The organism is Streptomyces sp. NPDC002870, from assembly GCF_042888505.1.
Taxonomy (GTDB): Bacteria; Actinomycetota; Actinomycetes; order Streptomycetales; family Streptomycetaceae; genus Streptomyces.
This window is the reverse complement of record NZ_JBIAPW010000036.1, coordinates 76,782-92,439: the sequence shown is the minus strand read 5'-3', so window position 1 is coordinate 92,439 and position 15,658 is coordinate 76,782. Positions and strand designations below refer to the sequence as shown.

The window sequence follows — 15,658 nt, the reverse complement described above, 5'->3', positions numbered from 1 at the left end:
GCCAACTTCGCCCGAGCACGGTTCACTTCGTGTGCGTCCACACCCCCAACATGCCCCCAAACACGACCAAGAGGAAGACCTAACGGAGTCCTACTCGGACCCCGCGCCTCAATCGCCGGCGGGGCTTGAATTACCGCCGGACGGGCGGAAACTCAAGCCCGTTGGGGGTCCCCCCGGACGAAGTCTGGGGGAGATTGAGGACACGCCCGGAGGGCGTACGGGGGCCTGGGGGCTTGCCCCCAGTTACGGGAAGGGGCGGGGTGGGGGAAGAACCCCGGGTCACACCCCTGGCGTCGTCACGAAGTCGATCAGCTCCTCCACCCGCCCCAGCAGCTCCGGCTCCAGGTCCTTGTACGACCGCACACCCGACAGGATCCGCTGCCACGCCGCCCCCGTGTTCTCCGGCCAGCCCAGCGCGCGGCAGACGCCCGTCTTCCAGTCCTGGCCGCGCGGGACCGTCGGCCAGGCGGGGATGCCCACAGAGGACGGCTTCACCGCCTCCCACACGTCGATGTACGGGTGGCCCACCACCAGGGCGTGGGCGCTGGAGATCTCGGACGCGATCCGGGACTCCTTCGAGCCGGGGACCAGGTGGTCCACCAGCACCCCCAGGCGCGCGTCCGGACCCGGGGCGAAGTCCGTGACGATCGAGGGGAGGTCGTCGATGCCCTCCAGGTACTCCACCACCACCCCCTCGATCCGCAGATCGTCGCCCCAGACCTTCTCGACCAGCTCGGCGTCGTGGCGGCCCTCCACGTAGATGCGCCCGGCGCGGGCGACCCGCGCGCGGGCGCCGGGGACCGCGAGGGAGCCCGAGGCCGTACGGGCCGGGCGGGACGCAGACGGCGACGTCGGGCGGACCAGGGTGACGACGCGGCCTTCCAGCAGGAAGCCCCGCGGGGCCAGCGGGAACACCCGGTGCTTGCCGAAGCGGTCCTCCAGGGTCACGGTCCCCGCCTCGCAGCGGATCACCGCGCCGCAGAATCCCGTGCCGACCTCCTCCACGACCAGGTCCGGGTCGGCGGGGACCTCGGGAGCAGGCTGCTGCTTCTTCCAAGGTGGCGTCAGATCGGGGCTGTAGCTGCGCATTCGGCAGACGCTACGACACCCCGAAGCGCGCCGCCAGCACGTCGCGTTGGGCGCGTACGAACGCCGCGTCGACCACCGCCCCGTGCCCCGGCACATACGCCGCGTCCTCGCCGCCCAGGGACAGCAGCCGGTCCAGCGCGGCCGGCCAGCGGGACGGGATCGCGTCCGGGCCCACCTGGGGTTCGTCCGACTCCTCCACCAGGTCGCCGCAGAACACCACCTCCGGGCTGCCCGGCACCAGGACCGCCAGATCGTGGCCCGAATGTCCCGGGCCCACATTCGCCAGCAGCACCTGCCGGCCGCCCAGGTCCAGCGTCCACTCCCCGCTCACCATGTGGTGCGGCACCACCAGTACGTCGACCGCCTGGGCCGCGGCGTCGGCGGCCACCCCGTGGCGTACCGCCGAGCCGAGGATGCCGTCCCGCTCCCGCTTCATCAGATCGGCCAGACCGACCGCGCCGTACACCTCCGCCCCCGCGAACGCCGCCGTCCCCAGCACATGGTCGAAGTGCGGGTGGCTCAGTGCGATATGCGTCACCCGGCGGCCGCCCAGGAGCGCCTGCGCCTGGGTGCGGAGCTCGGCGCCCTCGCGGAGCGTGGAGCCCGTGTCGTACATGAGGACACCGCTCTCACCGGCGATCAGACCCACAGTCGCGTCCCAGCCCGGCATCCGTCGGCGGCCCACCCCGTCGGCCAGCCGCTCCCAGCCGAACTCTTCCCAACTGACGTCCATACCGGGACGCTATCGGCAACGACCAGGGATGTCGCACGGTAGCGTCGTCGGCCGCCCTTGCTAGGGGCGTACCCCACGGCCGTACACTGGCACGGTGTAAGGCTGGCACTCGTACGCATCGAGTGCCAAGCAGTCGCCCAGGGACCACAGCTGGAGGTGTGCGCGGTGCTCAGCGAACGCAGACTCGAGGTGCTGCGCGCCATCGTCCAGGACTATGTCGGCACCGAGGAGCCAGTCGGCTCCAAGGCGCTCACCGAGCGTCATAAGCTCGGCGTCTCGCCGGCCACGGTCCGAAACGACATGGCGGTGCTGGAGGAGGAAGGGTTCATCGCCCAGCCGCACACCAGCGCCGGCCGCATCCCGACGGACAAGGGCTACCGGCTCTTCGTCGACAAGCTGGCGGGCGTCAAGCCGCTGTCGTCGCCGGAGCGCCGCGCCATCCAGAACTTCCTGGACGGAGCCGTCGACCTCGACGACGTCGTGAGCCGTACGGTACGGCTGCTCGCGCAGCTGACCCGGCAGGTCGCCGTCGTCCAGTACCCCTCGCTGACCCGGTCCACCGTCCGGCACGTGGAGCTCCTCTCCCTCGCGCCGGCCCGGCTGATGCTGGTGCTGATCACGGACACCGGACGGGTCGAGCAGCGCATGATCGACTGCCCCGCGCCGTTCGGTGACACCTCGCTCGCGGACCTGCGGGCCCGGCTCAACAGCCGGGTCGTCGGGCGCCGCTTCGCGGATGTGCCGCAGCTGGTGCAGGATCTTCCCGATTCCTTCGGGGCGGAGGACAGCGGGACCGTCTCCACGGTGCTCTCGACCCTGCTCGAAACCCTGGTCGAGGAGACCGAGGAGCGTCTGGTGATCGGCGGCACCGCCAATCTGACGCGCTTCGGTCACGACTTCCCGCTGACGATCAGGCCGGTGCTCGAGGCGCTCGAGGAGCATGTGGTGCTCCTCAAGCTGCTCGGCGAGGCCAAGGAATCTGGCGGTATGGGCATGACCGTACGGATCGGTCATGAGAACGCCCATGAAGGCCTCAACTCCACGTCCGTGGTCGCGGTCGGCTACGGTTCGGGCGACGAGGCAGTTGCGAAACTCGGCGTGGTCGGACCGACCCGCATGGACTACCCCGGAACGATGGGAGCGGTACGCGCAGTGGCACGTTACGTCGGACAGATCCTGGCGGAGTCGTAAGTGGCCACGGACTACTACGCCGTACTCGGCGTGCGCCGCGACGCATCACAGGACGAGATCAAGAAGGCATTTCGCCGGCTTGCGCGCGAACTCCACCCGGATGTGAATCCGGACCCGAAGACGCAGGAGCGCTTCAAGGAGATCAACGCCGCCTACGAGGTGCTGTCGGATCCGCAGAAGAAGCAGGTCTACGACCTCGGCGGGGACCCGCTATCGCAGGCGGGCGCCGCAGGCGCGGGCGGCTTCGGAGCCGGTGGCTTCGGGAACTTCTCGGACATCATGGACGCGTTCTTCGGTACGGCGTCGCAGCGCGGGCCGAGGTCGCGTACGCGCCGCGGCCAGGACGCGATGATCCGGCTGGAGATCGACCTCAACGAGGCGGCCTTCGGTACGACCAAGGACATCCAGGTCGACACCGCGGTCGTCTGCACGACGTGCTCCGGTGAGGGCGCTGCGCCCGGCACCTCGGCGCAGACCTGCGACATGTGCCGCGGCCGCGGTGAGGTCTCGCAGGTGACGCGGTCCTTCCTGGGCCAGGTCATGACGTCGCGCCCGTGCCCGCAGTGCCAGGGCTTCGGCACGGTCGTGCCGACGCCGTGCCCGGAATGTGCCGGCGACGGCCGTATCCGGTCCCGTCGCACGCTGACCGTGAAGATCCCGGCCGGCGTCGACAACGGCACGCGCATCCAGCTCGCCGGTGAGGGCGAGGTCGGCCCCGGCGGCGGCCCCGCGGGTGATCTGTATGTCGAGATCCACGAGCTGCCGCACCTGGTCTTCCAGCGGCGCGGCGACGATCTGCACTGCACGGTGACCGTCCCGATGACGGCGGCGGCGCTGGGCACGAAGTGCCCGCTGGAGACGCTGGACGGCGTGGAGGACGTCGACATCCGCCCGGGTACGCAGTCGGGGCAGTCGATCCCGCTGCACGGGCGCGGCATCACGCACCTGCGGGGCGGGGGCCGCGGCGACCTGATCGTGCACGTCGAGGTGATGACCCCGTCGAAGCTGGACGCGGATCAGGAGCGGCTGCTGCGGGACCTGGCGAAGCTGCGCGGGGAGGAGCGGCCGACGGGCCAGTTCCAGCCGGGCCAGCAGGGACTGTTCTCCCGCCTGAAGGACGCGTTCAACGGACGGTAGCGGTTCAGCCGGTAGGGGCGCTGCGGGTGGCGGGGCCGCTGCGCCGCCGGTACGCCCCTCCGGGCATGTCCTCAATCCCCGGACGGGCTTGATTTTCAAGCCTCGCCGGCCTTGAGGAGCGGGGCACGGGGCGGAGCCCGACAAGGGCCGGCACCGCGCCCGATTCGGTGGTGCGGGAGTGACATGGCACCATGCCTGCATGTCCTCCGCACTGACCGATCTCTGCCGTTATCCGATCGTGCAGGCCCCCATGGCGGGCGGCGCATCCTGTCCCCAGCTCGCCGCCGTCGTGTCCGAAGCCGGTGGGCTCGGGTTCCTCGCGGCCGGGTACAAGACCGCGGACGGCATGTACCAGGAGGTCAAACAGGTCCGCGGGCTCACCGGGCAGCCCTTCGGCGTCAATCTCTTCATGCCGCAGGCCAACACCGCCGACCCCGCCGCCGTCGAGGTCTACCGGCATCAGCTCGCCGGTGAGGCCGCCTGGTACGAGACACCGCTGGGCGACCCCGACTCGGGGCGCGACGACGGGTACGAGGCGAAGCTCGCCATCCTCCTCGACGATCCGGTCCCCGTCGTCTCCTTCACCTTCGGCTGTCCGACCCGCGAGGTGCTCGACTCCTTCGCCAAGGCCGGGACCTTCACCGTCGTCACCGTCACCACGCCCGAAGAGGCGCAGGCCGCGCAGTGGGCCGGGGCGGATGCCGTGTGCGTGCAGGGCGTCGAGGCCGGCGGACACCAGGGCACACACCGGGACGACCCCGCGACCGACGGCTGCGGCATCGGGCTGCTTTCGCTCGTCGCGCTGGTCCGCGAGGCCGTACAGCTGCCGATCGTCGCCACGGGCGGCCTGATGCGCGGCGGTCAGATCGCCGGCGCGCTCGCGGCCGGCGCGGTCGCCGCGCAGCTCGGGACGGCGTTCCTGGTCTGCCCCGAGTCCGGAGCCAACGCGCTGCACAAGCAGGCCATGACCAACCCCCTGTTCGTACGCACCGAACTCACCCGCGCCTTCTCCGGACGGCCCGCGCGCGGTCTCGTCAACCGCTTCATGCGCGAGCACGGCCCGTACGCCCCCGCCGCCTATCCCCAGGTGCACCATCTGACGAGCGGTCTGCGCAAGGCCGCCGCCAAGGCGGGCGACCCCCAGGGCATGGCTCTCTGGGCCGGGCAGGCCCACAAGATGGCGCGCGACCTGCCCGCCGGCCGGCTGGTCGAAGTCCTCGTCGCCGAACTGGACTCCGCGCGCGCCGCGCTGGCCCTGGGCCGTTCCTGATGACCGCGCCCGTATTCGTCGTCGACTCCCTGGAGGGCGTGGGGCCGGGTGCGATCCTCACCCTGGACGGGCCCGAGGGGCGGCACGCCGTCTCCGTACGCAGACTTCAGTCCGGCGAGGACATCGTGCTCACGGACGGCCGCGGACGCGGTGCCGCGGGTGTCGTCCTGCGGACCGAGGGCAAGGACCGGCTGATCGTCGAGCCGTTCGAATTCCCTACGGAGCCCGAGCCGACGCCCCGTATCACCGTCGTCCAGGCTCTCCCCAAGGGCGACCGTGGCGAACTCGCCGTCGAGACCATGACGGAGACCGGCGTCGACGCGGTCGTGCCGTGGGCGGCCGCGCGCTGCATCACTCAGTGGAAGGGCGAGCGGGGAGCCAAGGCGCTCGCCAAGTGGCGGGCGACGGCTCGCGAGGCGGGCAAGCAGTCTCGCAGGCTCCGCTTCCCCGAGGTCGCGGACGCAGCAACGACCAAGCAGGTTGCGGCACTTCTGGCCAAAGCCGATTTCGCGGCGGTTCTGCACGAGGAGGGCGCGGAGCCGCTGGCCACCGCCGAGCTGCCGGCAGAGGGGTCGATCGTGCTGGTGGTGGGGCCTGAAGGGGGCGTGTCTCCCGAGGAGTTGACGGCGTTCGCCGAGGCGGGGGCGAAGCCGTACCGGCTCGGACGGAGTGTGCTGCGGACGTCTACGGCGGGTACGGCGGCGACGGCGCTGCTGCTGGGGCGCACGGGCCGCTGGTCCTGAGGGGGTCACCTGCGGCGGGGCCTGTTGACCCCGGTACGGCCTTCGGCCGTGTCCTCAATCTCCCCCAGACTTCGTCCGGGGGGACCCCCAACGGGCTTGATTTCCGCCGGACCGGCGGAAACCAAGCCTCGTCGGCGTTTGAGGCGCGGGGTCCGGGGCGGAGCCCCGGTCAGGGCCGAATGTTCAGCGCCTCCGGCGATTGAGGAGCGGGGCGCGGGGCGGAGCCCCGAAAACCAGCCTCGCCGGCGATTGAGGAGCGGGGTCCGGGGCGGAGCCCCGGTGCGAGCGTGGCGGCAAGCGGTCTACCGCAGTCGGGAGCGCGGTGGCAGGCTGCCACTCATGGGGGCCATGAGACGAATACGCTGCCCGCGCACCCTCGCCGCAATCGGCACTGCCGGAGCCGCAGTTGTGGGTGTCGCGGCCTGTGAGCCTGCGACCGGCGGGGTGAGTTCCGTCGCCGTCGCGATCACCACCGACAAGACGGGGACCAGCACACTGGAACGCCTCGGTTTCGATGTGCGCTGGCTGAGCTGCACGGCGAAGATCGATGGCGGCAAAGCCGGTTCAGGAGCGACCAAGTCGCCCTCCTCGTCGGGCGTCGCCACCGTCGACTGCCAGGGCGAGACCAACTCGGAACAGGACATCACGCTCAAGGGCAAGGTGACGGACGAGCGTTCGGGGAAGTGCGTACGCGGCGACCTGATCGCGAAGGTCGACCGCAAGGTCGTCTTCGAGGCGACCGTGCTCGGCAACTGCTCGGGCGCACCCACCCGTTCACCCTCCCGTCCGCCCAGCCACCCGCCGAGCCAGGCACCCGGTGCCACCGTGACTGTGACAGTGACCGTCACCGCGACCCCCGATCCGCCGCGCAAGTGATCCGAAAGGCGTGACCCGGCGGCTGCCACCTGCCTAGGGTGACTGTGTGACGCACCCTGCCTACCTCCGGTATCCGCATGTCCGCGGCGAGTTGATCGCCTTCACCGCAGAGGACGACGTCTGGGTCGCCCCGCTCGACGGCGGCCGGGCCTGGCGCGTCAGCGCCGACAACATTCCGGTGAACCACCCCAGGATCTCGCCCGACGGCACGCACATCGCCTGGTCCTCGCAGCTGGCCGGCGCGCCCGAGGTGCATCTCGCGCCCATCGACGGCGGGCCCGCGGACCGGCTGACGTACTGGGGCAGCGGAAGGACGTCCGTTCGCGGCTGGACCCCGGACGGCGAGGTCCTCGCGATCAGTACGTACGGCCAGGCCTCGCTGCGCCGCAGCTGGGCGCGGGCAGTGCCGCTCGACGGCGGGCCCGCGACGGTCCTGCCCTACGGGCCCGTGGGCGATGTGGCGTACGGGCCGCACACCGTGCTGCTCTCCGCCACGATGGGACGCGAGGCCGCCGCCTGGAAGCGCTACCGGGGCGGCACGGCGGGCAAGTTGTGGATCGACCGGCCGGGCGACGGGGAGTTCGTACGCCTGCATGAGGAGCTCGACGGGAACATCGAGTACCCGCTGTGGGCGGGGGACCGGATCGCCTTCCTCTCCGACCACGAAGGCGTGGGGGCGATGTACTCGTCCCTGGCCGACGGGTCCGATCTGCGGCGGCACACCGGAGTCGACGGCTTCTACGCCCGCCACGCCGCCACCGACGGCACCCGGGTCGCCTACGCCTCGGCCGGGGAACTGTGGCTCCTCGACGACCTCGACGGCGCCGAGCCCCGCCGTCTCGACATCCGGCTCGGCGGCCAGCGCACCGATCTGCGGCCCCGCCCCGTCAAGGCCGACTACTACCTGGGCACCGCCACGCCCGACCACACGGGACGCGGCAGCGCCGTGGAGATCCGCGGCGGCGTCCACTGGGTCACCCACCGGGAAGGACCCGCGCGGGCACTGGGGGTGGAGCCCGGCGTACGGGCGAGGCTGCCCCGCACCTTCCGGGTCGACGGCGAGGAGCACGCCGTCTGGGTCACCGACGCCGAGGGCGACGACGCCCTCGAATTCGCGCCGTCCACCGGCCCGGCGCCCGGCGCGACGCCGCGCAGGCTCGGCGCCGGACGGCTCGGCCGGGTCCTGAGCCTGGCCGTGGCCCCCGACGGCAGCCGCGCCGCCGTCGCCTCGCACGACGGCCGCGTACTGCTCGTCGAACGCGAGTCGGGCGAGGTCCGCGAGGTCGACCGCAGCGAGCACGGCGAGGCCACCGGCCTGGCCTTCTCGCCCGACTCCGGCTGGCTCGCCTGGTCGCACCCGGGGCCGGACCCGCTGCGCCAGCTCAAGCTCGCCAACACCGCCGATCTGTCGGTGTCCGAGGCCACCCCGCTGCGTTTCTGCGACTTCCAGCCCGCGTTCACGCTCGACGGCAAGCACCTCGCGTTCCTCTCCGAGCGCGCCTTCGACCCGGTCTACGACACGCACGTCTTCGACCTCGCCTTCGTCGGCGGCTGCCGCCCGCACCTGATCACGCTGGCGGCCACGACGCCGTCGCCGTTCGGACCGCAGCGCCACGGGCGGGCATTCGAGGCGGACAAGGACCAGCGGCAGCAGGACGGCGAGGAGAGCGGCGCGCCGGTGACCCGTATCGACCTCGAAGGGCTCGCCGACCGGATAGTGCCGTTCCCCGTCGAGGCCGCCCGCTACTCCACGCTGCGCGCCGCCAAGGACGGGCTGCTGTGGCTGCGCCACCCGCTGCGCGGCGTCCTCGGCACGACCCGCGCCACGCCCGACGACCCCGGGCCCAGGACCGCGCTGGAGCGGTACGACCTGGTCCAGCAGCAGATCGAGGAACTCTCCTCGGACGCCACGAGCTTCCACGTCAGCGGCGACGGAAAGCGGGTGCTGCTGTACACCGACGGCAAGCTCAAGGTGGTGCCGAGCGACCGCAGGGCCTCGCGCGACGAGGACAGCGACACCAACATCACCGTCGACCTCTCGCGCGTACGCGCCAGTGTCGACCCGGCCGCCGAGTGGCGGCAGATGTACGACGAGGCCGGCCGGCTGATGCGTGACAACTTCTGGCGCGCGGACCTCGGCGGCGTCGACTGGGACGGCGTACTCGACCGCTACCGCCCGGTGCTGAAGCGCGTGGCCACCCACGACGATCTGATGGACCTTCTGTGGGAGGTGCAGGGCGAGCTCGGCACCTCGCACGCGTACGTCACGCCGCGCGGCGGGTACGGCAGCAGCTCGACGCGCCAGGGGCTGCTGGGCGCGGACATCTCCCGTGCGGCGGAGGGCGCGTGGCGCATCGACAGCATCCTGCCGTCAGAGACGTCCGACCCGAAGGCCCACTCGCCCCTCGCCGCGCCGGGCGTCGCGGTGCGCGCGGGCGACGTGATCCTCGCGGTGGACGGCCGCCCGGTGGACCCCGTCGCCGGGCCGGGACCGCTGCTGGTGGGCGCTGCGGGCAAGCCCGTCGAACTGACCATCTCCCCGGCGGGCGGCGGCGATCCGCGCCATGCGGTCGTCGTCCCGCTCGCCGACGAGGAGCCGCTGCGCTACCACGCGTGGGTGTCCGGCCGGCGTGCGTACGTACACGAGAAGTCCGGCGGCCGGCTGGGCTATCTGCACGTCCCCGACATGCAGGCGCCGGGCTGGGCGCAGATCCACCGGGACCTGCGGGTCGAGGTGGCGCGCGAGGGGCTGGTCGTGGACGTACGGGAGAACCGCGGCGGGCACACGTCCCAGCTCGTCGTGGAGAAGCTCGCGCGCCGGATCGTGGGCTGGGACCTGCCGCGCGGGATGCAGCCCTTCAGCTACCCCCAGGACGCGCCGCGCGGGCCGGTCGTCGCGGTGGCGAACGAGTTCTCCGGCTCGGACGGCGACATCGTCAACGCGGCGATCAAGGCGCTGGGCATCGGCCCCGTGGTGGGCACGCGTACCTGGGGCGGCGTGGTGGGCATCGACAGCCGGTACACACTGGTGGACGGGACGCTGGTGACGCAGCCCAAGTACGCGTTCTGGCTGGAGGGTTACGGCTGGGGCGTGGAGAACCACGGCGTGGACCCCGACGTGGAGGTGGTGATGTCCCCTCAGGACCACGCGGCCGGCCGCGATCCGCAGCTGGACGAGGCGGTCCGGATGGCGCTGGCGGTGCTGACGGAGAACCCGGCGAAGTCGCCTCCGGCGCTGCCGTAGGGAGGCGCCGGCCGCCTGCCCACAGCACCGCGAACCCGATCACTCGATACGATGCCGGTCGTAGTGGACTCACGCGAGGAGGACCCCGGCATGGCAGGAGAACCGCAGGCTGACTGCCTGTTCTGCAAGATCGCCGCGGGGGAGGTGCCGGCCACCGTGGTGCGGGAGACAGAGACCGTCGTCGCCTTCCGCGACATCAACCCCCAGGCCCCGACGCACGTCCTGGTCATCCCGAGGGCGCACTACCGGGACGCCGCCGCCCTCGCCGCCGCCGAGCCGCAGCTGGTCGCCGATCTGCTGCGGGAGGCCGGTGAGATCGCGGCCGAGGAGAAGGTCCACAGCGCCGGGTACCGGATCGTCTTCAACACCGGCTCCGGCGCGGGACAGACCGTCTTCCACGCCCACGCCCACCTGCTGGGCGGCCGCGGCCTCGCGTGGCCCCCCGGATAACGGAGCCGACGCACCTTGTCCGTACGTGAACTCGTCGTGCTCGGGACCGCCAGCCAGGTCCCCACGCGGCACCGCAACCACAACGGCTACCTCCTGCGCTGGGACGGCGAGGGCATCCTCTTCGACCCCGGCGAGGGCACCCAGCGCCAGATGCTGCGTGCCGGGGTCGCCGCACACGACATCAACCGGATCTGCGTCACGCACTTCCACGGCGACCACTCCCTCGGCCTCGCCGGGGTGATCCAGCGGATAAACCTCGACCGGGTGCCGCACGAGGTGTCCGCGCACTATCCGGCCAGCGGGCAGCGCTTCTTCGACCGGCTGCGGTACGCGACGGCCTACCGCGAGACGGTCGAGCTGATCGCGTCCCCGGTCGCCGCCGACGGCATCCTGGCCGAGTCCGCGTCGTACACCATCGAGGCCCGCAGACTCTCGCACCCAGTCGAGTCGTACGGCTACCGCCTCGTCGAGCCGGACGGCCGCCGGATGCTGCCCGAGAAGCTCGCCGAGTACGGCATCAAGGGCCCGGACGTCGGGCGGCTCCAGCGCGAGGGCGAGGTGGGGGGCGTTCCCTTGCACGCGGTCAGCGAGCTCCGCAGAGGGCAGCGCTTCGCATTCGTCATGGACACCCGGCTCTGCGACGGCGTGCACGAGCTCGCGGACGGCGCCGACGTGCTCGTCATCGAGTCGACCTTCCTCGACGGGGACGAGCTTCTCGCCGCGGACCACGGCCACTTGACCGCCGGGCAGGCGGCCCGGGCGGCTCGTGACGCGGGCGTGCGGCATCTGGTCCTGACGCATTTCTCGCAGCGGTACAGCGAACCCGAAGAATTTGAGCGGCAGGCGCGCGCGGCCGGTTTCGAGGGGGAACTGACCGTCGCTCACGACCTGCTTCGCGTCCCCTTCCCCAAACGTCACCCGTAACCGAGACGAGAACGCCGTGCCCCTCCCCAAGGCCGAACTGCACCTCCACATCGAAGGCACCCTCGAACCCGAGCTGGCCTTCGAGCTCGCGGCGCGCAACAGCGTCGAGTTGCCGTACAAGGACACCGAAGAGCTGCGCCGCGCCTACCTCTTCGAGGATCTGCAGTCCTTCCTCGACCTCTACTACAGCCTGATGGCCGTCCTGCGCACCGAGGACGACTTCGCCGAGCTCACCGACGCGTATCTGGCGCGCGCGGCGGCTCAGGGCGTACGCCACGCGGAGATCTTCTTCGACCCGCAGGCGCACACCTCCCGCGGTATCCCGCTCGCCACGGTGGTCGAGGGCCTGGCCCGCGCGCTCGACCGCAGCGAGGAGCGGCACGGGATCTCGACCCGGCTGATCATGTGCTTCCTGCGGGACGAGTCCGCCGAGTCGGCGATGGAGACGCTCCAGGCCGCGAAGCCGCATCTGCACCGGATTGCGGCGGTCGGCCTGGACTCGGCGGAGGTCGGGCACCCGCCGTCGAAATTCCGCGAGGTGTACGAGGCCGCTGCCACGCTCGGCCTGCGCAAGGTCGCGCACGCGGGCGAGGAGGGCCCGCCGGCGTACGTCCGCGAGGCCCTGGACGTCCTCGGCGTGGAGCGCATCGACCACGGTCTGCGCTGCATGGAGGACCCGGAGCTGGTCGAGCGGCTCGCACGGGAGCGGATTCCGCTGACGGTCTGCCCGCTGTCGAACGTCCGGCTGCGGGTCGTCGACACCCTGGAACAGCACCCGCTGGCGCGGATGATGGACGCGGGGCTGCTGTGCACGGTCAACTCGGACGACCCCGCGTACTTCGGCGGCTACGTCGGGGACACGTTCCACGCGGTGCACGAGGCGCTGGGGCTGGACGACGAGCAGCTGCGTGAGCTGGCGCGGAATTCGTTTGTGGCGGCGTTTCTGGAGGACGACGAGGAGCGGAGGGGGAGGTTGATCGCGGAGGTCGAGGCGTACGAGTTCGCCGCGCCGGAATAGCCCCACGGTGCGGAGCCCCGGGTACGGGAGCGCCGGCAGCGGTCGACCGCGTAACCGCCCCGGATCGAGGCCGAGTCCGCCTCCAGGGCCCCCCGGCCCATTGACGGGCTCTGTGCGCGTATCTAATCTCCATTCTCATCCGTGTACAACATCTACATAGGGAGACGGCATCGAGCAGGCCACGGCAGCCGCCGTCGCCGCGCGACTGTCGGACGGCATGGCGCGCGCGGACCTCGACGCACTGCTCGTGGACGGACTCGACCTCGTAGGAGCGACCGCATGACGCAGGACCTGACGATCACAGAAGTGCGGCTCACCCCGATCCTCGTCGCCGACCCGCCGTTGCTCAACACGCAGGGCGTGCACCAGCCGTACACCCCCCGCCTCATCGTCGAGGTGGTCACGGCGGGCGGCGTCACCGGCGTCGGCGAGACCTACGGCGATACCAAGTACCTCGATCTGGCGGCCCCGTTGGCGGACGCGCTGCCCGGCTGCCAGGTCAGCGATGTGAACGGGCTGCACCGGCTCGCGGACCTGGTGTGCGGCGACTCGCCCGAGGCCACCGGCGCGAAGGCCGTCGACGTCGGCGGGCTGCGTGGCGTGCAGACGGCCGGCAAACTGCGGCTCTCGGTCGTCTCCGGCTTCGAGGTCGCCTGCCTCGACGCGCTCGGCAAAGCACTCGGGCTCCCCGTGCACGCGCTGCTCGGCGGCAAGGTGCGCGACGCCGTCGACTACAGCGCGTATCTCTTCTACCGCTGGGCCGGACATCCGGGCGGGGCGGGGGAGCCCGACGACTGGGGCGCGGCGGTCGACCCCGCAGGCATCGTCGCCCAGGCCAGGCGGTTCGCCCGCGACTACGGCTTCGCCTCCTTCAAGCTCAAGGGCGGCGTCTTCGAGCCGGACGAGGAGATCGCGGCGGTTCGCGCGCTGGCGGAGGCGTTCCCGGGACAGCCGCTGCGGCTGGACCCCAACGGCGCGTGGTCGGTGGAGACTTCGCTGCGGGTCGCGGAGGAGCTGGCCGACGTACTGGAGTATCTGGAGGACCCGGCGTCCACGACCGCCCGGATGGCGGAGGTCGCGGCGGGGACGGGCGTGCCGCTGGCCACGAACATGTGCGTGACGACCTTCGCCGAGATACCGGAGGCCTTCGCCCGGGGTGCCGTGCAGGTCGTCCTCTGCGACCACCACTACTGGGGCGGCCTGCGCAGCACCCGTGAACTGGCCGCGATCTGCCGGACGTTCGGCGTCGGCCTGTCGATGCACTCCAACACCCACCTGGGCATCAGCCTCGCCGCGATGACCCAGGTCGCCGCGGTCGTCCCCAACCTCGACTACGCCTGCGACAGCCATTACCCCTGGCAGACCGAGGACGTCATCACCGAGCGCCTCGAATTCAAGGACGGCCGGCTGGCTGTCTGTGATCTTCCGGGCCTGGGCGTCGAACTCGACCGCGGGCGCCTCGCCCGCCTCCACCGGCGCTGGCTCGACGACGACGGCACGATGCGCGACCGCGACGACGCGGCGGCGATGCGGGTCGCCGAGCCCGGCTGGACCGCGCCGCCGGTGCCCCGCTGGTAGCCGCCTGGGCTCCGCCCCGGACCTCCCCCATAGCCCTTCTGGCATGGGAGGTGCCCCCACCCCCTACGCCCTGCGGGCGTGGGAGGTCCCCCCCCAACGCCCGAATGGCGTCCGGGGTCTGGGGCTTGCCCCAGTTTCGGGATGGGCCGGGGTGGGGAGACCTCCCCGGCCCCGCACCCTCCGCACCCCCCGTCCCCCCTCCATCAGGCAGACTGGCCTGATCTGCACCACGTACCGGGAGCGGCACGGTGACGACTCGACACGGAGAGCAACTGGACCAGGCTGCCGACGGCCTCGACCCCCTCGCGGCCCTGCGGACCCCCGCCGATCCCCGCTGCGACGTCTACCTCACCGGCAGCGTCTTCCTCGACATCATCTTCACCGGCCTCGACTCCGCCCCCGTCCGCGGCACCGAGTCCTGGGCCCGTGGCATGGGATCCAGCCCCGGCGGCGTCGCCAACATGGCCACCGCGCTCGCCCGGCTCGGGCTGCGCACCTCGCTCGCCGCCGCGTTCGGGGACGACCACTACGGCGAGTACTGCTGGGACGCTCTCGAACAGGGCGAAGGCATCGACCTCTCCCTCTCCCGCACCGTCCCCGGCTGGCACTCGCCCGTCACCGTCTCCATGGCGTACGAGGGCGAGCGCACCATGGTCTCCCACGGCCACGAGGCCCCGCCGGCCGAGTCCGAGCCCGACTGTCCGCCGCCCGCCCGCGCCGCCATCGCCTCGCTGACCCCCTCACGCGCCGAGTGGATCGCCCAGGCCGCGCGCAAGGGCACCCGCGTCTTCGCCGATGTCGGATGGGACGAGACCGGCCGCTGGGACCCTGCCGACCTCGCCGATCTGGAGCACTGCGAGGCCTTCCTGCCCAACGCAGAGGAGGCGATGCGCTACACCCGCACCGAGTGCCCGCGCGCCGCCGCCCACGCCCTCGCCGAGCGTGTGCGCCTCGCCGTCGTCACTCTCGGTGTGGACGGCGCGTACGCGGTGGACGGCGCGACCGGCGAGAGCGCCCAGGTCCCGGCCATCGCGGTGGAGGCCCTCGACCCGACCGGCGCGGGGGACGTCTTCGTGGCCGGGTTCGTCACCGGCACCCTCGCCGACTGGCCGCTCGCCGACCGCCTCGCCTTCGCCGGGCTGACCGCCGCCCTGTCGGTGCAGGAGTTCGGCGGATCGCTCTCCGCGCCCGGCTGGTCCGAGATCGCGGCCTGGTGGCAGTACGTCCAGGGCTGCGAGGACCAGGACCCCGCGGCCCTGCGCCGGTACGCCTTCCTCGAGTCGCTGCTGCCCGCCCCGACCAGGCCCTGGCCGCTGCGCAGGGCGGTGCCGACCATCGGCTTCGGCCGTTCGGCCTGAGCCGCGGCGCGGCCCCCCGGCACCCGCCGTAAAAGCCCTCGGTCTTG

Annotated in this window: 13 protein-coding genes; 11 read left to right on the top strand and 2 right to left on the bottom strand. The window is 72.0% G+C overall.

Annotated features, from left to right (window positions below):
• Positions 1 to 279: 279 nt before the first annotated feature.
• A complete protein-coding gene (locus ACFYWY_RS31860; RefSeq protein WP_389192823.1) occupies positions 280 to 1,089 on the bottom strand; it encodes a DUF3097 domain-containing protein in 810 nt (269 codons plus the stop codon).
• A gap of 10 nt (positions 1,090 to 1,099) precedes the next feature.
• The gene (locus ACFYWY_RS31855; protein ID WP_389192820.1) at positions 1,100 to 1,822 is read right to left on the bottom strand and encodes an MBL fold metallo-hydrolase; all 723 of its coding nucleotides are present in this window, start codon (positions 1,820 to 1,822) and stop codon (positions 1,100 to 1,102) included.
• Between the two features lie 165 nt (positions 1,823 to 1,987).
• Here ACFYWY_RS31855 and hrcA point away from each other — a divergent pair, with 165 nt between their 5' ends.
• The 11 genes from hrcA to ACFYWY_RS31800 all read left to right on the top strand — a co-directional run bounded on the left by hrcA (position 1,988) and on the right by ACFYWY_RS31800 (position 15,611).
• On the top strand, positions 1,988 to 3,013 hold the full coding sequence (gene hrcA, locus ACFYWY_RS31850; protein ID WP_389192817.1) for a heat-inducible transcriptional repressor HrcA: 1,026 nt from the start codon (positions 1,988 to 1,990) through the stop codon (positions 3,011 to 3,013).
• Complete coding sequence (gene dnaJ, locus ACFYWY_RS31845; RefSeq protein WP_389192815.1) at positions 3,014 to 4,150, top strand: molecular chaperone DnaJ; 1,137 nt, start codon at positions 3,014 to 3,016, stop codon at positions 4,148 to 4,150.
• Between the two features lie 199 nt (positions 4,151 to 4,349).
• A complete protein-coding gene (locus tag ACFYWY_RS31840) occupies positions 4,350 to 5,420 on the top strand; it encodes a nitronate monooxygenase (RefSeq protein WP_389192812.1) in 1,071 nt (356 codons plus the stop codon).
• Entirely contained in the window at positions 5,420 to 6,163 is a 744-nt protein-coding gene (locus tag ACFYWY_RS31835) for a 16S rRNA (uracil(1498)-N(3))-methyltransferase (RefSeq protein WP_389192809.1), read from the top strand. Before ACFYWY_RS31840 ends, ACFYWY_RS31835 begins: the two co-directional genes overlap by 1 nt.
• Before the next feature lie 348 nt (positions 6,164 to 6,511).
• Positions 6,512 to 7,039, top strand: a complete 528-nt coding sequence (locus tag ACFYWY_RS31830) for a hypothetical protein (RefSeq protein ID WP_389192807.1) — start codon at positions 6,512 to 6,514, stop codon at positions 7,037 to 7,039.
• 46 nt (positions 7,040 to 7,085) lie between these two features.
• Positions 7,086 to 10,283, top strand: coding sequence for a S41 family peptidase (locus ACFYWY_RS31825; protein WP_389192803.1), 3,198 nt, complete (start codon positions 7,086 to 7,088; stop codon positions 10,281 to 10,283).
• Between the two features lie 90 nt (positions 10,284 to 10,373).
• Positions 10,374 to 10,733 carry a histidine triad nucleotide-binding protein gene (locus ACFYWY_RS31820; RefSeq protein ID WP_389192801.1) on the top strand — a complete coding sequence of 120 codons (360 nt, stop codon included), beginning with the start codon at positions 10,374 to 10,376 and terminating at the stop codon, positions 10,731 to 10,733.
• A gap of 15 nt (positions 10,734 to 10,748) precedes the next feature.
• Positions 10,749 to 11,657, top strand: coding sequence for a ribonuclease Z (locus tag ACFYWY_RS31815; protein WP_389192798.1), 909 nt, complete (start codon positions 10,749 to 10,751; stop codon positions 11,655 to 11,657).
• A gap of 16 nt (positions 11,658 to 11,673) precedes the next feature.
• Positions 11,674 to 12,675, top strand: a complete 1,002-nt coding sequence (locus tag ACFYWY_RS31810; RefSeq protein ID WP_389192795.1) for an adenosine deaminase — start codon at positions 11,674 to 11,676, stop codon at positions 12,673 to 12,675.
• Positions 12,676 to 12,954: 279 nt separating this feature from the next.
• On the top strand, positions 12,955 to 14,253 hold the full coding sequence (locus ACFYWY_RS31805) for a glucarate dehydratase family protein (RefSeq protein ID WP_389192792.1): 1,299 nt from the start codon (positions 12,955 to 12,957) through the stop codon (positions 14,251 to 14,253).
• Positions 14,254 to 14,501: 248 nt separating this feature from the next.
• Positions 14,502 to 15,611: a carbohydrate kinase family protein gene (locus tag ACFYWY_RS31800; protein WP_389192790.1), complete on the top strand. Its 1,110-nt coding sequence runs from the start codon at positions 14,502 to 14,504 to the stop codon at positions 15,609 to 15,611.
• Positions 15,612 to 15,658 lie beyond the last annotated feature (47 nt).